We start from the raw sequence: 20469 nt of genomic DNA, 5'->3' as shown, positions 1-20469 counted from the left end.
CGTGGCAGACTATGTGCCCGAGCTATGTGGCCGCGGCGACCCAGAGCCCGATCACCCAGGTGCTGGCCGCAAGGCACGCCAGCCCGAACTCCACCAGCATGCCCAGCCCGGTCGCTTTGAGGGCGGCCCAGCTGGTGGACGTTGCCGTGCCGAGGTTCCGGGTGCGGAGGAATTCACTGAGCAGCAGGCCGGCGGCGAAGCCCACAAAGAGCCCCACCACCGGGATGATGAACATGCCGGCCACACCCGCGGCCAGGCCGACTGCCACGCTGCGGTTTGGGATGCTGTGCTGTCTGAGCTTCCGTCCGGTCAGTACGGCGCTGGCTGCCATGCCAGCCAGCACAAACACCATTCCCACCGCGAAGACCACCCAGCCCGTGGTCCCGGCGCCGCCCCAGATGGCCCACGCCAGCAGGCTGAGCCCGATCAGGAAGCTGCCGGGCAGGACGGGGATGATGGTGCCCGCCACCCCGACCAGGATCGCCAGGCCGCACAGGATGCTCACCACGGTTTCGGAGTTCATGAGCCCCAGTTTAGGGCGGCACGGCGGTCAGCTTCGCCGCTTAAGGCCCGACGGCGGCGGCGCGTCCCCCTTGCGCGGGAGGCACCGCCGTCGGGCGTTGTGTCAGCGTGATACTGCGATGGTTACTCGGCTTTCACGGCAGCGGCGACGGCCGCCGTCACTGCCGGGGCAACGCGCGGATCCAGCGGGCTGGGCACGATGTAGTCCACCGAGAGGTCAGCTTCCGCGAGCTCGGCAATGGCGCGGGCTGCGGCAAGCTTCATGGCGGGCGTGATCCGGCGGGCACCGGCGTCCAGCGCACCGCGGAAGATTCCGGGGAAGGCCAGGACGTTGTTGATCTGGTTGGGGAAGTCGCTACGGCCGGTGGCCACCACGGCAGCGTACTTGGCGGCCACCTCGGGCAGGACTTCGGGGTCCGGGTTGGAGAGGGCGAACACGATGGAATCGGCGTTCATCAGCTTAAGGTGCGCCTCGTCCAGCTTCGAGGAGGAAACCCCGATGAACACATCAGCACCGAGCAGCGCTTCGCGGGGGCCGCCCGTGACACTGCGGGGGTTGCTGCGCTCTGCCATCTGGGACTTCTTGCTCTGCGGCTCGGCGGCGATGTCGGCCCGCTCCCGGTTGATGACGCCCTTGGAATCGAGCAGGACAACATCCGTGATGCCGGCAGCGAGCAGGATTTCGGCGACGGCGATGCCGGCGGCTCCGGCGCCGGAAACCACTACGCGGAGGTCTGCGAGTTCGCGGCCGGTGACCTTGGCGGCGTTTGTCAGGGCGGCGAGGGCCACTACGGCGGTGCCGTGCTGGTCATCGTGCATGACCGGGCAGTCCAGGGCTTCGATGAGCTTTTCTTCGAGTTCGAAGCATCGCGGGGCCGAGATGTCCTCGAGGTTGACCGCGCCGAAGCTGGGGCGCAGACGGACCAGGGTTTCCACGATCTCGTCAACGTCCGTGGTGTTCAGGACCAGGGGAATGGAATCCAGCTCGCCGAAGGTCTTGAACAGGGCGGACTTGCCTTCCATCACGGGCAGTGAGGCGGCGGCGCCGATGTTGCCCAGGCCCAGCACCGCGGTGCCGTCGCTGACCACAACCACCAGGCGCTGCGCCCAAGTGAGGGTCTTGGCGAGTTCCGGGTTGTTGTGGATGGCTCGGCTGACCTCGGCCACACCGGGGGTGTAGGCGATAGACAGGTCGCGCTTGTTGGACAGCGGGACCGTGCTGGTCACCGAGAGTTTGCCGCCCTGGTGGGCCTCGAAGATCTCGGCCTCGGTGAGGGCAGTTGCAGCGGAATTGTCTGTAGGTGCGATTACGTCAATGGACACGTCGTTGTCTCCTGGTGCTAGCCGTGGGCGCACGGCGCGGAAGGGCTCAAGCGCAGGGAGGCTCAAGGTGGTCATGTTCGGCGCTTCGTGGACCCAATGGTGGCGGGCCCGGTGTGAAGCCCTTGCAGATGCGGGTTGCCAGCCACTCCGGTCCTGCAATACTAAACAGCGCTCACGCCCCGGAAAGCGCATTCGGCGTTGCCAAGGCATGCCAAATCGTTTAATCAGGCACTTTTGTGACCCACGACACCGCATAAAGACGTATTTATTGGCCTATTGGTCTAGACCAGTTACGCCGATCGGTGGGCAGCCCTGGCCCCGGCAGCCACCGGAGCAAGCAGCGTGCAGGCCTTTTTGAGGTCCTCTTCGGCCTCAAAAAGCGAAAGCCGGCGGTTTCGGACGGACTGGACCAGACCAGTGACGGTCAGCAGGAGCACCCGGGCCGCTACGGCGTCGTCTGAGGCGATGGCCACCGCCGTTTCGCTCAACGCATCGATTTCATGCAGGAGTGCCGTGGTGTCCTTGTCCTTAAGGTAGACGCAGCGGCTCAGGCACTGCTCGACTGCGGGCTGCATCACCCGCATATGGAAAATTTCCATGACCACACCGGCGAGGGCCTTGCCACCGAAGCTGGCCGCTGATGTGCGGGCCCGGCCCTGAAGCTCGTCCAGCTGCTGGCGGTATAGGGACAGCATCAGGTGGTTGGCGGTGGGGAAATACCGGTAGACGGTTCCCAGCGGCACGCCGGACTTTTCCGAAATTTCCGCGAGGTCCACGGACTCCAGCCCCTTGCGGGCAAACCCTGCGGCTGATTCCAGGACGCGCGTATAGCGCAGCCGCTGGCGCGGCGTGGAGGGCCGGGCGGCCATGGACGGATGGGCTGAAAGTGTCTCGGGCATCAGGATTCCGGGGTTGTGTTCTTATGGTGCAGCGGCAGGGAGAGTCCTCATCCCCCGGACTGCAGTCCGCCTCAACTATACGGCACGGGCCAATGCCGAAATCAGGCGACCCCCTTGATTTTGACCACGAATACGGCTCCCAGCAGGCCGATGACGGCCGCCGTGATAAACAGCGTGAGGTACCCTCCGAAGTACGTCACGGCAAGGAATGCGAGGACGGGCGCGAACACCTGGGGCAGCGAGTTGGCGACGTTGATGACGCCCATATCCTTGCCACGATCGGCAGCCTGCGGCAGCACCTGCGTCAGCAGCGCAAAGTCGACGGCAAGGTAGGCGCCGAACCCCACGCCCAGGATCCCGGCTCCAATAAGGGCGCCGGTCCACACGGGGAAGAAGGCCATTGTCAGGCCCGCGACGGCAATGATGGCGGAGGACCCGATCACAAACGGTTTCCGCCGGCCCAGCCGGTCGCTCCACGGCCCCGCTATTACCGCAGTGATCATCACCATCACCGCGTAAATGCCGGTCAGTGTCAGGACCCCCAGGGCCGGGTCCTCGTGCTTGAGGACGTCCCGGAGAAAAAAGAGCAGGTAGACGATGGTCATCTGGTTGCAGACGTTGACCAGGAAGCGGGTGAGCCAGGCCCAGGCGAAGTCCGGGTAGCGGGCCGGGCTGATCCAGAAGCCGCGCAGGAAACTGCCCCACGAGAACGGCGGCCGGAGCTCCCTGGGCAGTGGCGGGTCATTCCGGTGGAACAAGTAGGGCAGCACGGAGAACAGCAGGGCGGCAGCACACATGGTGTACCCCACCATGTAGTTTCCCGAGACCACCGCACCGAAGACCGCGCCGAGGAGGATGCCCACGGTCTGGCCCATCGCCGCCAGGCCGCCCACGCCACCGCGCTGCAGCACCGGCACCCGGTCCGGGACGGCGGCGGTGATGGCGGCGTACGCAGCGTTGGCGCCCAGCTGGACCAGGCACCAGAACAGGACCATCAGGGCTACAGCAGTGGCGCCGGACATCGCCAGTAGGGCGGCGGTGGCCAGGATGGCGCCCGCCAGGACCCAGGGCGCACGCCGGCCGAAGCCTGAGACCGTCCGGTCCGACAGTGCACCGAACAGCGGATTCGCCACCAGCGACACGGCGGCGCCGCACCCTGTCACGAGGGACAGGATGGCTTCCTTGTTGGCTTCGTCGATGCCGATGGCCTGCTGGCCGATAAAAATGTTAATGGGACCAAAGAAGGCGGCGTTAATGCCCACGTTGACCAGCACCAGCCCGGTCACCCAGCGCGCGGTGACCTTCTGCGTCGGCTCGGCGAGCGCCGCCGTCGAGCTTTCCGGGACCGTCCCGGGAACCGACGAAGCGCTGGGATCCGGCGCTGCGGGTGTGTCGGACAGGCTCATGCTGGTTCCCCCTGGAACGGTTGGTGATTCTGAAAATCAGACTATCGTGGGCTGCATCGCCCCGCTTGTTATACGGCGCCTGCCTTGTGCGGCTATGCACAGCGGGCAGTCCACCACGACATTGAACATCTGGAGATCCAATGACCGCATCTGCTGCAGGCAACACCACCAGCCCCGTCAACACCGCAGACCTGTACGACGAACGCGGCGAGGAACTGGCGTCCGTATCACTCCAGTTCCAGTCCTGCGGCGGCCGTTCACACTTCAGCGGCCCGGTGCGGACCATCCGCTGCTTCCAGGACAACGCCCTGGTCAAGTCCACACTGGCCACCCCCGGCAACGGCGCCGTGCTGGTGGTGGACGGCAGCGGTTCGCTGGGCACCGCACTGATGGGGGACATGATCGCCGAGAGCGCCGTCGCGAATGGCTGGGCCGGCGTCGTGATCAACGGCGCCATCCGCGATCGCGAGGCGATCGCCCAACTGGATCTTGGCGTCAAGGCGCTGGGCAGCAACCCGCGCAAGAGCGCGAAGGCCGGCGCCGGTGAGGTTGACGTGGATGTAGTGCTCGACGGCGTGACCTTCCGTCCCGGCGTCACCGTCTGGTGCGATCCGGACGGCATCCTCGTGGAGCGCTGATTGGGGTCCCCCGGCTGCGGGGGTGGGGCGGGCTTGAAAAAAATATCTGGCAGCGGGAATGAAGCGGGAACTTATATAGTTACTGGAAGCAACTATCAAGCGTGATCCCTTATTCTTTCCTGGAGAAGCCATGTCCAAAACAACCGCTGTGCGTGCCGCCGGCGAAACCCTGACACAGCGTCAGATCGTCACCGTGATGGTGGGGCTGATGCTGGGCATGTTCCTGGCATCGCTGGACCAGACCATTGTGTCCACTTCCATCTACACCATCGCCAACGACCTCGACGGGCTGTCCCTGCAGGCGTGGGCCACCACCGCCTACCTCATCACGTCTACCGTCAGCACGCCGCTGTACGGCAAGCTGAGCGATATTTTCGGCCGCCGTCCGCTGTACCTGATCGCCATCGTCATTTTCCTGGCCGGCTCGCTCTACGCCGGTTCAGTGCATTCCATGACGGAACTGGCCATCGCCCGCGGCGTCCAGGGCCTGGGCGCCGGCGGCCTGCTGGCCCTCGCGCTGACCATCATCGGGGACATCGTGTCCCTCAAGGACCGGGCCAAGTACCAGGGCTACTTTATGTCGGTGTTCGGCATCTCGTCCGTGCTCGGCCCGGTAGTGGGCGGCGCGTTCGCAGGGTCCGCCAACATCCTGGGCTTTGACGGCTGGCGCTGGGTGTTCTTCATCAACCTGCCCATCGGCCTGGCAGCCCTAACAGTGGTGTTTTTGTTCCTGCACCTGCCGGCCAAGCACGTGAAGCAGAAGATCGACTACTTCGGTGCAGCCGCCATCACGCTCGCCATCGTCCCGCTGCTGCTGGTGGCGGAACAGGGCCGCAGCTGGGGCTTTATGTCGCTGAACTCCTTCCTCTGCTACGGCCTCGGCGCTGTGGGCATCATCTGGTTCCTGCTGGCTGAAAAGCGCGCCGGGGACTACGCCCTGATCCCCCTCCGGCTCTTCAGGAACGCTACCTTCGGCCTGTCCTCGCTGCTGAACTTCATCATCGGCATCGGCATGTTCGGCGCCATCGCCATGCTGCCCATGTACCTGCAGCTGGTCAAGGGGCTCACACCCACCGAAGCCGGCCTGATGATGATCACCTTCACCCTGGGCATCCTGACCGGTTCCATCACGGCTGGCCGCACCATTTCGGCGTCGGGCACGTACCGGATCTTCCCGATCGTGGGTACGGGCATCCTCACCGCCGCCGCCCTGACCATGGGCCTGTCCCTGGGCGTGGACACGGGCTTGTGGGTTCCCGGCGTGATCGCCGTGTTCTTCGGCATGGGCCTGGGTTTCTGCATGCAGCCGCTCACCCTGGCCATGCAGGTCTCCGTCCCCCCGAAAGACATGGGCGTGGGCACGTCCTCCGCCGCGTTCTTCCGCTCCATGGGCGGTGCGGTGGGAACGGCCGTGTTCATCTCCATGCTGTTCAGCCTGGCCGCAAGCCGGATCGCCGAGACCATGAAGTCAGCCGTGGCCAGCTCCGACTACCAGGCCGTGCTGCGCGACCCGGCCGTCGCGGCGGACCCGGCCAACGCCAAGCTCTACGAGTTCTTCCAGAACGGGGCATCGAACGAATCACTCAATGACACCAGCTGGCTGCACTCGGCCAACAGCGTGCTCACGCGGCCCATTACGGAAGGCTTCGCGTACGCGATCGACACCGTGATGATCACCGCGGCCGTTCTCACCGGGATCGCGTTCCTGATCAGCTTCGCCCTGCCGAACAAGAAACTGACGGACCCGAAGGTGGCCAAGGAGTCCGTCCCGGCGCACTGACTCCCCTGTTCCGGAACTGAAAACGACGACGGCGGGGCGGCCCGCCGTCGTCATCGTGCCTTTCCCGTGAGGAGTCCACCAAGTGGAACGGCGGGCGGTGACGTGCCACACTGTGTAGCGCGTGTGCCCCGGCCTCTGAGCCGGTACCGCAGCCGACGACGTCCGCACGCGCATCCACCCGACCCCCACACCCAGGGAGCAGCATGCCCACCGCCAAGGAGCAGACAACCGCCAAGATCCCGCAGCGGGTGATCTGGCTGGCACTCGCAGGCGCGGTAGGCGGCTTCCTGTTCGGCTTCGACTCCTCCGTGGTGAACGGCGCGGTGGATGCCATCAAGGACGAGTTCGCGCTCTCCGAGGCTGTGACCGGCTTCGCCGTGGCCATCGCCCTGCTGGGCTGCGCGGCAGGTGCGTTCCTCGCCGGCAAGGTCGCCGACCGCTACGGCCGCATTCCCGCCATGAAGCTCGGTGCGCTGCTGTTCCTGGTCAGCGCCATCGGAACCGGCTTCGCCTTCGGCGTCTGGGACCTGATTTTCTGGCGCCTGGTGGGTGGCCTGGGCATCGGCCTGGCATCGGTGATCGCGCCGGCGTACATTTCCGAGATTTCCCCTCGCCAGGTCCGTGGCCGGCTGGCATCGCTGCAGCAGCTGGCCATCACCACCGGTATTTTCGCCGCGCTCCTGTCCGACGCACTCTTCGCCACCACCGCCGGCGGCGCGGACCAGCCGTTCTGGCTGGGCCTGGAAGCCTGGCGCTGGATGTTCCTCGCCGCAGCGGTTCCCGCCGTCGTCTACGGCTGGATCGCCTACACGCTCCCGGAATCCCCGCGGTTCCTCGTGTTCCAGGGCAAGGAAGACGAAGCCCGGAAGGTCTTCGACTCCATCGCCCCGTCCGAGGACACCGACCGGCACATCCGCGAAATCCAGGACGCCATCGAAGAGGACAAGCTGTCCGGTCAGAAGGGTTCGCTCCGCGGGAAGACGTTCGGCCTGCAGGCAGTGGTCTGGGTGGGCATCGTCCTCTCCGTCCTGCAGCAGTTCGTTGGCATCAACGTGATCTTCTACTACTCCACCACGCTGTGGAAGGCCGTCGGTTTCCAGGAGAAGGACTCGCTCACCATCTCGGTGGCAACCTCCATCACCAACATCCTGGTCACGCTGGTGGCCATCGCCCTGGTGGACAGGATCGGACGCCGGCCCATTCTCCTGGCCGGGTCCATAGGCATGGCCATTTCACTGGGCACCATGGCGCTGGCGTTCTCCGCCGCCGTGGGTTCAGGGTCCGGGATCTCCCTGCCGGGCGCCTGGGGTCCGGTGGCCCTCGTGGCGGCCAACATCTTTGTGGTCAGTTTCGGCGCCTCCTGGGGCCCGCTGGTCTGGGTCCTCCTTGGCGAGATCTTCCCGTCCCGGATCCGTGCCCGCGCCCTGGGCCTGGCCGCGGCCGCGCAGTGGGTGGCCAACTTTGCCATCACGCTCAGCTTCCCGGTGATGGCCGCTGCGTCCCTGCCGCTGACCTACGCCATGTACGCGCTGTTCGCGGCGGCGTCGTTCTTCTTTGTCATGTTCAAGGTGCCGGAGACCAACGGCATGTCCCTGGAACAGGCCGAGACGCTGTTTGTGCCCAAGGGTTCAAAGAAGGCATAACGCCCGGGGGTCAGAGAGTGAGCTTCATGCCCTCATGGCTGGCATCAAAGCCAAGCCGCTCGTAGAAGCGGTGGGCGGCCGTCCGCGTCTTGTGGGTGGTCAGCTGCATCAGCGTGCAACCGCGGCGCCTGGATTCGTCAATCGCCCACCCCACCATCAGGTTTCCCAGGCCCTGGCCACGGAGGCTGCCCGCCACGCGGACCGCTTCAATCTGCGAGCGCCAGGAGCCCTGCCGCGAGATGCCGGGCAGGAAACTCAGCTGGAAGGTGGCTGCCACGGGGCGGTTCGCTGCCCCAACCGGTACGTACTCCCCCACCACGAGCAAGTGGCAAGGGTCGGCGTCGATCGCTTCAAAAGCCCGCTCGTAGGGCGCCATTTCGTGGCCTCCTTCGCGGACGGCGCCCAGGGAACCGTCGGCCAGCAGTGCAACGATCCCGGGCAGGTCCGCGGATACGGCGTGCCTGAGGCGGAAGGTCCCGCCGTCGACGTCGGCAGTCAGCAAGGGGGTCAGAGCGCCGGGGTTTGTGGTCATCTCCCCAGCATTCCACAGCCACGTTCCTTGTGATCCACGCGGGCCCGTGCTTGGCTGGCCAACACGGAACAACAGTCATATGGGGAGGGTCTGGAATGGATCAGCACACGGTCTCACGCTTACCGGCGATAACTCTGCGGACAGGAATTATTGTGGGCGCCGTCGGCGCCGTCTCGATCATCCTTGCACCGCAGATCATGCAGACCCTGCTGTTCGGGCCGGCCTACTCACAGGCGCTAAGCATGGTCCTGCAAATAGTCTTCCAGCTGGTGACGCTGTTTTTCCTGCCGTTTTCCGCCGCCTTGATAGCCGCCTCACTGGTCATGCGCTATCTGGACGGTGTGCTTGCCCTGACGACGAAGACGGACTCCTGATGCGCGCGGGTCACCAAAACAGGTAATGCACGACGCCGGCACTCAGGTGAGTGCCGGCGTCGTGATTGCGAGAGGGTTTCGGAAAAACCCGCAGGAAGTGAGAGAGCGTTTAGGCGGGGGCCTTGGCCCCTTCTGCTTGGCGTTCTTCCACCAGCACGGACACTGCCGCGAACAGCGGGTGCTCCGGGGCGAGCCCCGTGATCCTGGCCGTGGCGTCTGCCGGCGATGAGGACGCCAGGATCTGCGCAAGCTCGGTGGCCTCGGCGTCGGCGGGGTCGGTGAAGCGCAGGGCCGCAGCAATGGCACCCAGGAGCGCCTCGGGCACGATCCCCCGTTCGGCGAGTTCGGCTGCGGGTCCGATGAACCGTTCATGCCGGCTGAGCTTCCGCATCGGGGCGCGCCCCACCCGGTTCACCGTGTCCGGCAGGTGCGGGTTGGAGAACCGGACCAGGATCTTCTGGACATAGGCTTCCTGCTCGTCATTGTTGAAGCCGTGCTTGGCCACGAGAAGCTGCTTGGTTTCCGCCAGGACCGCGCGGACGTCTTCCGCCACGTCCTGGTCGGCCATGGCATCGGAAAGTTTCTCCAGGCCTGCCTCGAACCCGAAGTACGCGGCGGAGGCGTGGCCGGTGTTCACGGTGAAGAGCTTCCGCTCGATGTAGGGCGAAAGCTCGTCCACAAACGTCGCACCCGGGATGACCGGTGCAGCATCGCCAAATGCCGTCCGGTCGATGACCCACTCGTAGAACGTCTCCACGGTGACGTCCAGGCCCTGGCCCGGCGCCTGGTTGGGCACGATCCGGTCGACCGCGGTGTTCGCAAACACCGCGGCGGCGTCCAGGGAGCCTGCGGCGTCGTCCCAGAGCGCGCCGACATCGGCCCGCAGGATGTCCGTGGCGTTGATGGCGTTCTCGCAGGCCATGACCTGCAGCGGCGCCAGCCCGGCAGCGCGCGCCGCGATGCCCTTGGTAATGGCGGGCGCCACGAACTTCAGGATGTGTGGCCCCACGGCGGTGGTGACGATGTCCGCCGTCGCGATCTCCCGTACCAGCTCCGCTTCCTGCGTGCCGGAGTTGAGCGCACGGAAGTTGTCCACCGTCCGGAGGGTTGGGTTCTCCCCCACCTCGTGGACGTTGTAGCTGTCGGCGGCCGCCAGCTGGTCGATGAGCGCGTCCGCGACATCCGCGAACACCACTTCATAACCGGCCTGGTGCAGCAGCAGCCCCACAAAGCCGCGGCCGATGTTCCCGGCCCCGAAATGTACTGCCTTCACTATGAGTTCACCTTTCCAAACAGCTCCAGGACTTCCTCAACGGACGTGGCTGCTTCCAGCTGCGCCACCTGCGCCTTGTCGGTGAAGACCTTGGCGATGGAGGACAGGATGTGGAGGTGTTCGTTGTTGATGCCCGCCACGCCAACCACGAACTTGACCTGCTTGCCGTCCCAGTCGATGCCGTTCGGGTAGCGGATGACTGACACCGCTGACTTCAGGATGTGGTCCTTAGCGGCATTGGTGCCATGCGGGATAGCCAGGAAGCTCCCCATGTAGGTGGATACGGATTCCTCGCGTTCGTGCATGGCGGCGAGGTACCCCTCGTCCACGGCGCCTCGGGCCAGGAGGAGCTGGCCGGCTTCGTCGATGGCGGCATCGCGGGTGGTGGCGGTGCCGTTGAGGATGACGCTGTCGGCCATCAGGATGTCCGACGGCAGCGCCGTCTCCGCTGGTGCCATACCGCTGCCAGCGGCGGATTCTCCATCCAACGGGGCATTGGCGACGTGGGCGCCGTGGCCGGCAGCAGCACCGGCGTCGGGCGTTGCTCCTTCGGTGTTGTGCTCCTTGACCAGCTCCACAATCTCGTCATACCGCGGGCTGTTCATGAAGTTATCCACGGAGAAGTGCGCAGCACTGGAGGTGACGGGCTTGGCGCGCTCGGTCAGGTCCTGGTGGGTGATCACAACGTCATAGGTGTCGCTGAGGTTGGCGATAGCGGCGTTGGTGACCTTGACGTCCGGGAACCCGGCCGCCTTGATCTTGTTCCGCAGCACGGATGCTCCCATGGCACTGGAGCCCATACCGGCGTCGCACGCGAAGACGATGTTCTTGATCGGGCCGGCCAGGACGGCCGTCCCCACCCCTGAACCAGCGCCGGTCAGGACCGAGGAGATGGAGCTCTTTTTGCCCTTCATGGCTTCCATCTTGGATGTGGCGTCGGTCAGGTCCGTCTCGTCGCTGTGCTTGGTGGTCTTCAGGATCACCGAGGCCACCAGGAAGGACACCGCGGTAGCAAGCAGAACCGCGAGGATCACTCCGACGTAGCTGTCACGGGAGGTCTGGGCGAGTACTGCGATGATCGAGCCAGGCGCAGCCGGCGCTACCAGCCCGGAGCCGGTGACGGCCAAGGTGGCAATACCCGTCATGCCGCCGGCGATGGCGGCCAGGATCAGCAGCGGGCGCATCAGGACGTACGGGAAGTAGATTTCGTGGATGCCGCCGAAGAAGTGGATGATGGCGGCACCGGGGGCGGAGCCCTTGGCGAGGCCGCGGCCGAAGAACATGTACGCCAGCAGGATGCCGAGGCCCGGGCCGGGGTTCGCCTCGAGCAGGAAGAGGATGGACTTGCCCTGTTCAAGTGATTGCTGGATGCCCAGCGGAGTCAGCACGCCGTGGTTGATGGCGTTGTTCAGGAACAGCACCTTGGCAGGTTCAATGAAAATGCTGGTAAGCGGCAGGAGGCCGTTGTTGACCAGGAACTGGACCACGTTCCCGGCCCCGGTGCTGAAAGCCTGGACCAGCGGCGAGATGCCATAGAAGCCCAGCATCGCCAGCAGCGCGCCCCAGATACCGGCGGAGAAGTTGTTCACGAGCATTTCGAAGCCCGGGCGGATCTTGCCCTCCCACAGGAGGTCGATCTTCTTCATCGTCCAGCCGCCGAGGGGACCCATGATCATGGCGCCGATGAACATCGGGATGCCGGCGCCCACAATGACGCCCATGGTACCGATGGCGCCCACCACGCCGCCGCGGACGTCATAGACCATTTTGCCGCCGGTGTAGCCGATCAGGAGCGGCAGCAGGTAGGTGATCATAGGACCAACCAGGCCTACATAGGGAACTCCCTCGGCATTGGTGCCGAAACCGCCAAGGGCAGGTACGGGAATCCAGCCCTTCTCAATGAAGAGGGCGGTAATAAGGCCCCAGGCGATGAACGCGCCGATGTTGGGCATGATCATTCCGGACAGGAACGTCCCGAACTTCTGGACGCCGACCCGCAGGCTGGTGCGGGGTTTTGCAACTGTCTGTGTTGCCATGTGCTTTCCTAACCGTCATTCCTGCGGCTATGCAGGATGGATCCGATACTTACGACGACGTGCTGGTGGAGATTCGGTGAAGCCATTCGAGGAAAAGTTTGAGTTCCGAGCTGGAGAGCTGGTCGGAGTGCGATGCCTGAAGCGCGGCATTCAGGGCAATCGCTGCCACCACCACAGAGGACCTTGCGGAGTCTTCCGTGGCCGCCCCTTCGGCTTGTGCCGCGGACACCGCAAAGATCATGGCGTCCCGGGTCATGGTGGACAGTTCGAGGTTACGTTCGGCGGCGGGCTCCGCAATCAGCATGAGCGTCACACCCACATTGGCGGCCAGGATAGACCTGGCCGCTTCCCGTGGCTGGACATTCAGCTGGCCCGCTGCCGCAGCCTTGTTCAGCATCTCCTCCATCAGCGCCTCGGCATCGGCGACGATGGCGGGGCGGCTTTCGGGGCGGATATTGCCGAACATCACCAGGTACAGTTCCGGCTGCTTAACTCCGAACTGAACGTGGTTGTCCCACATCCTCCGGATATCCTCCAACGGATTTCCGGACGGGGCGAAGTCTCTTTCGCCCGCGACATATTCCTCAAAACCTGCGGTGACGACGGCGTCGAAAAGACCTTCCTTGTCACCGAAGTGGTGGTACAGGGTGGGCGCCGTTACCCCTGCCAGCTGCGTGATCTGGCGGGTGGACACGGATGCTCCGGCGGATTTTGAAAGCAACTCGGCGGCTGCATGCAACAGCCGCATTTTGGGGGGAAGCTGGCCATCCAAACTCATAGCCGCTACCCTATCACCTATAGCATTGCTATATGAACTGAATCACATATAATTTTTTCAGGCACGTTTCCGCCCTCGCACATAGTGGTCGCGGCGGCCCCGGCATGGCGCCGGGAGAACCTAGGCGGGCCTGGCTACCGGCAGAGAATGAGGACCTTCAGTGCAGAACTTCCCAGGAGTTGGCGTCAGCCCCGGCCGCATCATCGGGACAATCCGGCAGATGCCCAAACCGATCAGCGAACCCCCCGCAGGCGAGCAGCTGGCCGGCGGTACGTCCGCCGAGGAAGCCACCGCCGCGCTCAAGGCAGCCTCGCAGGCCGTCCATGACGAACTTAAGGCCAGGGCCGCGCACGCATCCGGAGACGGCAAAGCCGTCCTGGAAGCCACGGCGCTGATGGCCAAGGACACCATGCTGATAAAGGGTGCGGCCAAGCTCGTTGCCCGCGGCCTCTCAAGCGAGCGCGCCATCTGGGAATCCGGTTCGTCCGTTGCTGAAATGCTTCACAACCTGGGCGGTTACATGGCCGAACGCGCCACCGACGTCCTGGATGTGCGCGCACGGATCGTCGCCGAGCTGCGCGGGGTGCCCGCGCCCGGCATCCCTACCTCCAGCACGCCATTCATCCTCGTCGCCGAAGACCTGGCACCGGCGGACACCGCCACCCTGGACCCGAATAAAGTGCTGGCACTCGTTACAGCGGGCGGCGGCCCCCAGTCCCACACCGCCATCATCGCCCGTTCCCTTGGCCTGCCAGCCGTGGTGGCAGCCGTAGGCGTGGACGAACTCCCGGACGGCACGGACGTCTATGTGGACGGCGCGGCCGGCACCATTACTGCTGAACCCGACGAATCATTGCGTGCCGCAGCGGAAGCATGGGCGGCCACGGCTTCCCTGCTGGCCGAGTTCAGCGGCACGGGCACGACGGCGGACGGCCACCTGGTGCCGCTGCTCGCCAACGTTGGCGGCGGCAAGGACGCCGAGGCGGCTGCCAAGCTGGGCGCCCAGGGCGTGGGCCTTTTCCGCACCGAATTTTGCTTCCTCGAACGGGACTCCGAGCCCAGCGTTGAGGAACAGGCCGCCGCCTACAAAAGCGTTTTTGATGCATTCCCAGGAAAGAAAGTGGTTCTGCGAACGCTCGACGCCGGCGCCGACAAGCCGCTTCCATTCCTGACCGACTCCACGGAGCCCAACCCGGCCCTGGGCGTCCGCGGCTACCGCACGGACTTCACCACACCGGGTGTGCTGGACCGCCAGCTGGAAGCGATCGCCTTGGCCGAGAAGCAGTCCGAAGCGGACGTGTGGGTCATGGCCCCAATGATCTCGACGGCGGAAGAGGCGGCCCGCTTCGCCTCAATGTGCGCCGACGCCGGCATCAAGACGCCCGGCGTGATGGTGGAAGTCCCCTCCGCCGCGCTCACCGCCGAGGCCATCCTGCGCGAGGTGGGCTTTGCAAGCCTGGGCACCAACGACCTCACCCAGTACGCCATGGCGGCCGACCGTCAGCTGGGCCCCCTGGCCAACCTCAACACGCCCTGGCAGCCGGCCGTGCTGCGTTTGGTGGGATTGACAGTGGAAGGCTCCCGCGCGGAAGGCCACAACAAGCCCGTGGGCGTATGCGGTGAGGCGGCCGCTGACCCGGCCCTCGCCGTCGTACTTACGGGGCTGGGCGTCACCACGCTGTCCATGACCGCGCGGTCCCTGGCCGCTGTGGCCGCGGTACTGAAGACCGTCACGCTGGCAGAGGCGCAGCAGCTGGCCAAGCTGGCTCTCTCCGCGCCCAGCGCCACCGAAGCCAAGGCCTGGGTACGGGAAAAGCTGCCCGTCCTCGAAGAGCTCGGCCTCTGAGCGCCTGCCGCTCCAGACAGCCAACCACCACGAAGCACCCACCAGGAGGAACAATGCCCGAACGCATCGCCACCATCGCCAGCCGCTCCGGCCTGCACGCTCGCCCCGCTGCGCTGTTTGCGGAAGCTGCCGGAAACGTGGGAGTGGAAGTCACCATCGCCATGCAGGGCGACCCTGAGGACGAGGCACTGGACGCTTCGAGCATCCTGTCGCTGATGACTCTGGGCGCCGCCAAGGGCGACGTTGTGGTGCTCCGGGCCGAAGGTGACGGCGCGGACGAGGCACTGGATTCGCTGGTCAAGCTCCTGGAAACGGACCTCGACGCCGAATAGGGACCCACCTGGTGATCGCGGCGGCGACCGGCCCCGTGGCAGTGTGCTGGAAAACGTGGCCATGGCCGGGGATCTCCGCCGCACTGCCCTGGTGGGCCTGGGCGGCCAGCCTCTCGCACCAGTCACGCCCGGCCACCGGGTCTTGGCTGCCGCGAAGCACCAGCAGCGGCTGGCTGACTCCGCGGATCCTGGCCTCAAGGGGGTACTGCATCATCACGGGCAGCTCGGTGAAGTACCAGCGCGGGCCGGCCCGGAAATAGTCCGCCAAAACGATGGCATTCGCGGACGGGCTCTCGCTGAACATGGCGTCGCGGGTCAGCGCCAGCGCCTGCCGCGCAACTGACTTTCGGCGGGGGTCCACCACCGGGCCCATCAGAACTACGCCGGCCACGAGTTCCGGCTCCTGGAGGGCGAGTTCGACGGCATGCTGGGTTCCCATGGAATGCCCGATCACTACGCAGGACGTCACCCCCGCTTCAGCAAGCGCTGCCCGCACGAAAGCCGCATACTCACCCACCGGCACCTGGCGCCGGGGCTTGGGCGCGTCGCCAAACCCTGGGAGATCGAAGGAGTAGACATCAGCTGCGAGAGCCAGCTCCCGGTGCAGCCGCGCGAAGTAGCGGTGGGAAACGCCGATCCCGTGGAGCAGGACATACGTCGGTCGCGGCACATCGCCTACTGGCGCCACGGAGCGGTACAGCCTGCCCGCCAGCCCGCCGGATTCAATGTCCTCGCCATCACTGAGCCTCACCCCGCGAGCTTACAGCCGCCGCCCGGAAGCGCGCGGGTTAGGCTTCTGGCATGGCACTGATAGCTCCGAGAATGACTGCTGCGCTTCCACCCGAGGACGCTGGGAAACTTCAACGGGCCCTGGCGGGCGGCAACGACATCACGGTTTTTGTGGACGGAACCGTCCACCGGCTGACGCCCCAGGCGAGGGACGCCGTCGTAGACATCCTCAGCCGGTTCAGCCGCGGCGAAGCGGTGACCGTCAGCAGTGTGGAGGAAATGCTCACCACCTCCCAAGCCGCCGAACTCGCCGGGATTTCTCACACGTACCTGCGCAACATGACCGATCGCGGCGAGATTCCTGTGGAATACCGCGGCACACACCGGCGGATCAGGCTCGCGGCCATCATGGCCTGGCTGGAACGGCAGAAGAAACTGGATCAGCAGGAGAAGCCAGCGCAGGCCTAGCTCAGGGCTGGATCCGGGGTGGGCTGGATCCGGGGTGGCCGCCTCCGCGCGTTAGATCCGCGGGCGCGACGCCCAGCGCCGCATTTTCAGTGCCGCATGGAGTTCCAGCCGGGACATCCCCCTCAGCGGGTCCACACCCAGGAGCTGCCGGATGCGGCCCAGCCGGTTGTAGATGCTGCTGCGGTGCAGGTGGAGTTTGGTGGCCACGTCCTGGACCGAACCGTCGTTGTCATAGATGAGCTCCAGAACGGGGAGCAGCTCATCGTTGCGGTCGTGGTCCTCCAGCATCCGCACATAAACGGACCCGGAGTCAGCCCAGGCGCCGGCTCCCCCGCCCGCCGATGCCAGCAGCTGGTACACCCCGGTGGCACGGCAGTCCACCAGTTCGCCGAGCTGAGGGTCTACGGCTGCCGCCTGCGCCGCCAGCCGGGACTGCCCATACGCCTCGGCAAGCTCCCGCGGCTTGGCGAAACCCTCGCTGATGCCAAGGATGATACGGTGCACCGGCCGGCCCGAACGCTTGGCCAGCTCCAGCTGGTAGTGGACCAGTACCTGGGCATGGTTGGCCCGGCCCACCGACTCGCGGAACAGCACCACCGAGTGGGTTTCCGTGCCGGCGCTGAACAGCGCCACGTCCACTCCAACCGTCGCCTGCAGCGCCGCCGACCGGTGGATCAGCATGGAGGCGATGGGGTCCGGGCCGCCGGCCCAGCCATCGGCGTCGAGCACTGTGACCATCTGCCACGGCCCCTTGCCCTGGATTTCCTTCCACCCCGCCACGGTAGCCACCGCGTTGGCATCGCCTGAACAGGCTGCCAGGAACTCGCGTTCGCGGCCCCTCCTGAACTCGGACTCGGCCGTGTTGGACTCCAGCAGCAGGCCGGAGAGCCGCTCCACCTCCGGTGCCACGTCCGGCAACTGGGAGAGGATCGCCGTCGGATTTTCCTCTGCCGAGTCCTGCTGCACCCACAGGTAGCCGACACGGAATCCGCGCACCATCAAGGGAACACACACCCGGCCCAGCATCCCGAGCTCCTGGTTGGCGGGAATCACTACCGGGCGGACCGCCGTGGCGATGCCGTGGGAAAGCTGCCAGGCGCTGACATCGGCCGGGACACGCTTGCTCAACAGGAAGTTCACCCGGACCCGGTCCGCATGGGACTGGTTGGAGCTGTAAGCGAGCAGCAGTCCGTCAAGGTCCTCCAGGGACAGTCCCCGCCCTAGCTTCTGCGCCACCTGCTCAACGAGTTGTTCCACGTCCTGCTGCATGGGGTAACACTACTGCTCCAGCCAGCATCCCGGCGAACGAACAGCAGGCGACACCTGACGTTCTCACGCTGTACATATGTCGAGCAGTGAAACTAAAAAAACCCGAACTGACGCGGAGCCTGGACGCCCCCGGCCTTGCTTTCCTGTCAGTTGGGTCACAACCGGATTTATTCTGGAATCACAACTTCCCCCGCAATTTCGGGCCTAACCGGTCTGAGAATATGGAGCCACAAATGATCATCGGTGTCCCCAAAGAGATCAAGAATAACGAATTCCGTGTCGCCATCACCGCTGCCGGCGTTCACGAGTTCCGCACCCACGGCCACACGGTCCTGGTGGAGCGCGGCGCAGGCCTGGGCTCAGGGATCACGGACGAGGAATACGCGATCGCCGGCGCCGAAATCGTGGCCGAGGCAGATGACGTCTGGGGCCGGGCCGACATGGTCATGAAGGTCAAGGAACCCATCAAGGCCGAGTACCACCGCTTCCGTAAGGGCATGATCCTCTTCACGTACCTCCACCTGGCCGCCGAGCCCGAACTCACGCAGGAACTCATTAACTCCGGCGTCACCGCGATCGCCTACGAGACCGTGCAGGAAGGCCGCACGCTGCCGTTGCTGGCCCCCATGTCCGAGGTTGCCGGCCGCCTTTCCGTGCAGGTAGGCGCCACGTCCCTGATGGCACCCGCCGGTGGCAAGGGCGTCCTGCTCGGCGGCGTACCGGGTGTCCGCCCGGCGAAGGTGGTTGTCCTTGGCGCCGGCGTGGCCGGCACCAACGCCGCCGCGATGGCCCTGGGCCTGGGCGCCGACGTCACCATCCTGGACATTAACATCAACCGCCTCCGCGAACTCGATGCCCAGTACCAGGGCCGGCTCAAGACCGTGGCCTCCAACAAGTACGAGATCGAAAAGTCAGTGGTGGACGCGGACCTGGTGATCGGCTCCGTGCTGATCCCGGGCGCCAAGGCACCCAAGCTGGTCACCAACGAGCTCGTGGCCCGGATGAAGCCCGGCTCCGTGCTGGTGGACATCGCGGTGGACCAGGGCGGCTGCTTCGAGGACACGCACCCCACCACGCACCAGGAACCGACGTACAAGGTCCACAACACGATCTTCTACTGCGTTGCCAACATGCCGGGCGCCGTCCCGAACACCTCCACCTACGCGCTGACGAACGTCACCCTGCGCTACGCCGTGGCCCTGGCCAACCTGGGCGTCAAGGCCGCATTCGACCGCGACCCGGCCCTCGCCGCCGGCCTCAACATCGCCGGCGGCCACGTGGCACACCACTCCGTCTCCGAGGCACACAACCTGCCCCTCGTAGCGGACTGGCACGAACTGGTCTCTGCTTAGTCCCCTTGATTGCCGTCGGAACGGCCGTCATCCAACGCGTGCTGCTCCTACGTCGCTCTGACGCACGCTTTCTGGATGGCTGCCGTTCCGACGTTAAGACCCCGTGTGTGCAGCAGCCATTTCCCTTGCCTCTTCTATAACTTTGAGGACCTCGACGGCGTCTGCCGGGTCTACCGGGAGCGGAAGTGCGGAGGAGGCACCGCCGTCGTCGATCTTGGCTGCCAGCAGCCGGTAGAACTCGGGGTAGGCGCCTCGTTCGGTGGGCAGTGGATGGAGGTGGCCATCGCGGCCCAAGGGCCCTGCCCATTCCGGTGCCTCAACCCCGTATTCGGGGTCCAGCGGGCCGCCGCCGGCAGCAATGAACGGCTCCTGCGGATCGATCCCGTGCTTGGTGAACCCGCCAGCGGATCCGAGAATGCGGAACCGCGGACCCGGCTGGGCGCAGAGCATGTTCATGCCCAGGTGGCTGGTCACCCCGGACTCGTGGTTGAGCACCAGGAAAACGTCATCGTCCACCTTCTCGTGCGGACGCCGCGCCTGCAGTTCCGCGTAGGCAACGGTAGCTGGACCGAAAAGCAAAAGCGCCTGATCGATAAGGTGCGTGCCGAGATCGAACAGCACGCCGCCGCCATCCGCTGCCGTGGCGCTGGCTTTCCAGGCCTTCGAGATGTCCGGGGACCAGCGTTCAAAGCTGGATTCAAAGCGGGTCACGCTCCCCAGCGCGTCGCTGGCCAGCAACTTCTGCACGGTCAAAAAATCGCCGTCCCAACGCCGGTTCTGGAAGACCGTGAGCACGCGGCCCAGCCGCTGCGCGAGGGCGATCAGCTCCAGCCCCTCGGCACTGCTGACGGCGAAAGGCTTGTCCACCACAACATCCAGCCCAGCCTCCAGCGCGGCCTTTGCCAACGGAAAGTGAGTGGCCGGCGGGGTCCCCAGCACCACAAGGTCAAGGTCACCGGCCAGCGCAAGCACCGCGTCGCCGTCGGGCACTGTTTTGACGCCCGGGTACCGCTGCGTCGCGGCAGCCTGCCTCCCGGCGTCGGACGTGGCGATAACGTCCAGCGAGTAGCGGGGATCTGCCGCAATGAGCGGCGCGTGGAAAACGCTGCCGGACAGGCCATAGCCGACGACGGCGGTGCGTATACGGCGTTCGGGTTCAGTCCAGGTCATAGGCAAAACCGTACCCCCACCCTCTCGCAGTTAATGTGCATTAAAGCCAAACGCTCTCTCACTTCCCGCAGACCTGCCGGAAGTGAGAGAGCGTTGGCG

Annotated in this window: 19 protein-coding genes; 8 read left to right on the top strand and 11 right to left on the bottom strand. The window is 65.5% G+C overall.

Annotation, left to right across the window (positions count from 1 at the left end; genetic code table 11):
* Positions 1-22: 22 nt before the first annotated feature.
* From DAD99_RS09525 to DAD99_RS09510, 4 genes are all read right to left on the bottom strand, one after another.
* Positions 23-523, bottom strand: coding sequence for a DUF456 domain-containing protein (locus DAD99_RS09525; protein WP_193341328.1), 501 nt, complete (start codon positions 521-523; stop codon positions 23-25).
* 122 nt (positions 524-645) lie between these two features.
* Positions 646-1845, bottom strand: coding sequence for an NADP-dependent malic enzyme (locus DAD99_RS09520; protein ID WP_193341327.1), 1200 nt, complete (start codon positions 1843-1845; stop codon positions 646-648).
* Positions 1846-2135: 290 nt separating this feature from the next.
* Complete coding sequence (locus DAD99_RS09515) at positions 2136-2744, bottom strand: TetR/AcrR family transcriptional regulator (RefSeq protein ID WP_193341326.1); 609 nt, start codon at positions 2742-2744, stop codon at positions 2136-2138.
* A gap of 101 nt (positions 2745-2845) precedes the next feature.
* On the bottom strand, positions 2846-4150 hold the full coding sequence (locus tag DAD99_RS09510; RefSeq protein ID WP_193341325.1) for an MFS transporter: 1305 nt from the start codon (positions 4148-4150) through the stop codon (positions 2846-2848).
* Positions 4151-4290: 140 nt separating this feature from the next.
* Here DAD99_RS09510 and rraA point away from each other — a divergent pair, with 140 nt between their 5' ends.
* The 3 genes from rraA to DAD99_RS09495 all read left to right on the top strand — a co-directional run bounded on the left by rraA (position 4291) and on the right by DAD99_RS09495 (position 8211).
* Complete coding sequence (rraA, locus tag DAD99_RS09505; RefSeq protein ID WP_185261934.1) at positions 4291-4788, top strand: ribonuclease E activity regulator RraA; 498 nt, start codon at positions 4291-4293, stop codon at positions 4786-4788.
* Between the two features lie 130 nt (positions 4789-4918).
* Entirely contained in the window at positions 4919-6568 is a 1650-nt protein-coding gene (locus DAD99_RS09500; RefSeq protein WP_193341324.1) for an MDR family MFS transporter, read from the top strand.
* A 203-nt stretch (positions 6569-6771) separates the two neighbouring features.
* Positions 6772-8211, top strand: coding sequence for a sugar porter family MFS transporter (locus DAD99_RS09495; RefSeq protein WP_193341323.1), 1440 nt, complete (start codon positions 6772-6774; stop codon positions 8209-8211).
* Positions 8212-8221: 10 nt separating this feature from the next.
* Here DAD99_RS09495 and DAD99_RS09490 read toward each other — a convergent pair whose 3' ends face one another.
* Positions 8222-8743 (bottom strand): GNAT family N-acetyltransferase, encoded by a 522-nt coding sequence (locus DAD99_RS09490; protein WP_193341322.1) that lies wholly within the window; start codon positions 8741-8743, stop codon positions 8222-8224.
* A gap of 95 nt (positions 8744-8838) precedes the next feature.
* On the opposite strand from DAD99_RS09490, the gene DAD99_RS09485 reads away from it, so the two are divergent.
* Positions 8839-9117 (top strand): hypothetical protein, encoded by a 279-nt coding sequence (locus DAD99_RS09485; RefSeq protein WP_185261938.1) that lies wholly within the window; start codon positions 8839-8841, stop codon positions 9115-9117.
* Between the two features lie 109 nt (positions 9118-9226).
* Here the strand turns inward: DAD99_RS09485 and DAD99_RS09480 are convergent, their stop codons facing one another.
* The 3 genes from DAD99_RS09480 to DAD99_RS09470 are packed head-to-tail and all read right to left on the bottom strand — an operon-like array spanning position 9227 to position 13204.
* On the bottom strand, positions 9227-10390 hold the full coding sequence (locus tag DAD99_RS09480) for a mannitol-1-phosphate 5-dehydrogenase (protein WP_193341321.1): 1164 nt from the start codon (positions 10388-10390) through the stop codon (positions 9227-9229).
* Positions 10390-12426 (bottom strand): PTS mannitol transporter subunit IICBA, encoded by a 2037-nt coding sequence (locus DAD99_RS09475; protein ID WP_193341320.1) that lies wholly within the window; start codon positions 12424-12426, stop codon positions 10390-10392. Before DAD99_RS09475 ends, DAD99_RS09480 begins: the two co-directional genes overlap by 1 nt.
* Before the next feature lie 49 nt (positions 12427-12475).
* A complete protein-coding gene (locus DAD99_RS09470; protein WP_193341319.1) occupies positions 12476-13204 on the bottom strand; it encodes a TetR/AcrR family transcriptional regulator in 729 nt (242 codons plus the stop codon).
* A gap of 160 nt (positions 13205-13364) precedes the next feature.
* On the opposite strand from DAD99_RS09470, the gene ptsP reads away from it, so the two are divergent.
* The gene (ptsP, locus tag DAD99_RS09465) at positions 13365-15050 is read left to right on the top strand and encodes a phosphoenolpyruvate--protein phosphotransferase (protein ID WP_193341318.1); all 1686 of its coding nucleotides are present in this window, start codon (positions 13365-13367) and stop codon (positions 15048-15050) included.
* 53 nt (positions 15051-15103) lie between these two features.
* Complete coding sequence (locus DAD99_RS09460; protein WP_185261943.1) at positions 15104-15382, top strand: HPr family phosphocarrier protein; 279 nt, start codon at positions 15104-15106, stop codon at positions 15380-15382.
* On the opposite strand, the gene DAD99_RS09455 is transcribed toward DAD99_RS09460, so the two are convergent.
* Complete coding sequence (locus tag DAD99_RS09455) at positions 15348-16133, bottom strand: alpha/beta hydrolase (protein WP_309233237.1); 786 nt, start codon at positions 16131-16133, stop codon at positions 15348-15350. The genes DAD99_RS09460 and DAD99_RS09455 overlap by 35 nt on opposite strands.
* A 50-nt stretch (positions 16134-16183) precedes the next feature.
* Between DAD99_RS09455 and DAD99_RS09450 the strand changes: the two genes are divergently transcribed.
* Positions 16184-16579, top strand: a complete 396-nt coding sequence (locus tag DAD99_RS09450) for a helix-turn-helix domain-containing protein (RefSeq protein WP_193341317.1) — start codon at positions 16184-16186, stop codon at positions 16577-16579.
* Positions 16580-16630: 51 nt separating this feature from the next.
* Here DAD99_RS09450 and DAD99_RS09445 read toward each other — a convergent pair whose 3' ends face one another.
* A complete protein-coding gene (locus tag DAD99_RS09445; RefSeq protein WP_193341316.1) occupies positions 16631-17848 on the bottom strand; it encodes a CdaR family transcriptional regulator in 1218 nt (405 codons plus the stop codon).
* Between the two features lie 233 nt (positions 17849-18081).
* On the opposite strand from DAD99_RS09445, the gene ald reads away from it, so the two are divergent.
* The gene (ald, locus tag DAD99_RS09440) at positions 18082-19200 is read left to right on the top strand and encodes an alanine dehydrogenase (RefSeq protein WP_193341315.1); all 1119 of its coding nucleotides are present in this window, start codon (positions 18082-18084) and stop codon (positions 19198-19200) included.
* A 93-nt stretch (positions 19201-19293) separates the two neighbouring features.
* On the opposite strand, the gene DAD99_RS09435 is transcribed toward ald, so the two are convergent.
* Complete coding sequence (locus tag DAD99_RS09435) at positions 19294-20370, bottom strand: Gfo/Idh/MocA family oxidoreductase (RefSeq protein WP_193341314.1); 1077 nt, start codon at positions 20368-20370, stop codon at positions 19294-19296.
* Positions 20371-20469 lie beyond the last annotated feature (99 nt).

Origin of the sequence: Pseudarthrobacter sp. AB1 (assembly GCF_014926485.1) — a bacterium.
Lineage (GTDB): Bacteria > Actinomycetota > Actinomycetes > Actinomycetales > Micrococcaceae > Arthrobacter.
This window is presented reverse-complemented; position numbering and strand designations above follow the sequence as displayed.

Excerpts from the sequence above, each read along its gene's own strand:
- DAD99_RS09525 (WP_193341328.1), bottom strand. The coding sequence starts at position 523 with ATGAACTCCGAAACCGTGGTGAGCATCCTGTGCGGCCTGGCGATCCTG.
- DAD99_RS09515 (WP_193341326.1), bottom strand. The coding sequence starts at position 2,744 with ATGCCCGAGACACTTTCAGCCCATCCGTCCATGGCCGCCCGGCCCTCC.
- DAD99_RS09510 (WP_193341325.1), bottom strand. The coding sequence starts at position 4,150 with ATGAGCCTGTCCGACACACCCGCAGCGCCGGATCCCAGCGCTTCGTCG.
- rraA (WP_185261934.1), top strand. The coding sequence starts at position 4,291 with ATGACCGCATCTGCTGCAGGCAACACCACCAGCCCCGTCAACACCGCA.
- DAD99_RS09500 (WP_193341324.1), top strand. The coding sequence starts at position 4,919 with ATGTCCAAAACAACCGCTGTGCGTGCCGCCGGCGAAACCCTGACACAG.
- DAD99_RS09495 (WP_193341323.1), top strand. The coding sequence starts at position 6,772 with ATGCCCACCGCCAAGGAGCAGACAACCGCCAAGATCCCGCAGCGGGTG.
- DAD99_RS09490 (WP_193341322.1), bottom strand. The coding sequence starts at position 8,743 with ATGACCACAAACCCCGGCGCTCTGACCCCCTTGCTGACTGCCGACGTC.
- DAD99_RS09485 (WP_185261938.1), top strand. The coding sequence starts at position 8,839 with ATGGATCAGCACACGGTCTCACGCTTACCGGCGATAACTCTGCGGACA.
- DAD99_RS09475 (WP_193341320.1), bottom strand. The coding sequence starts at position 12,426 with ATGGCAACACAGACAGTTGCAAAACCCCGCACCAGCCTGCGGGTCGGC.
- DAD99_RS09470 (WP_193341319.1), bottom strand. The coding sequence starts at position 13,204 with ATGAGTTTGGATGGCCAGCTTCCCCCCAAAATGCGGCTGTTGCATGCA.
- DAD99_RS09460 (WP_185261943.1), top strand. The coding sequence starts at position 15,104 with ATGCCCGAACGCATCGCCACCATCGCCAGCCGCTCCGGCCTGCACGCT.
- DAD99_RS09450 (WP_193341317.1), top strand. The coding sequence starts at position 16,184 with ATGGCACTGATAGCTCCGAGAATGACTGCTGCGCTTCCACCCGAGGAC.
- DAD99_RS09445 (WP_193341316.1), bottom strand. The coding sequence starts at position 17,848 with ATGCAGCAGGACGTGGAACAACTCGTTGAGCAGGTGGCGCAGAAGCTA.
- ald (WP_193341315.1), top strand. The coding sequence starts at position 18,082 with ATGATCATCGGTGTCCCCAAAGAGATCAAGAATAACGAATTCCGTGTC.
- DAD99_RS09435 (WP_193341314.1), bottom strand. The coding sequence starts at position 20,370 with ATGACCTGGACTGAACCCGAACGCCGTATACGCACCGCCGTCGTCGGC.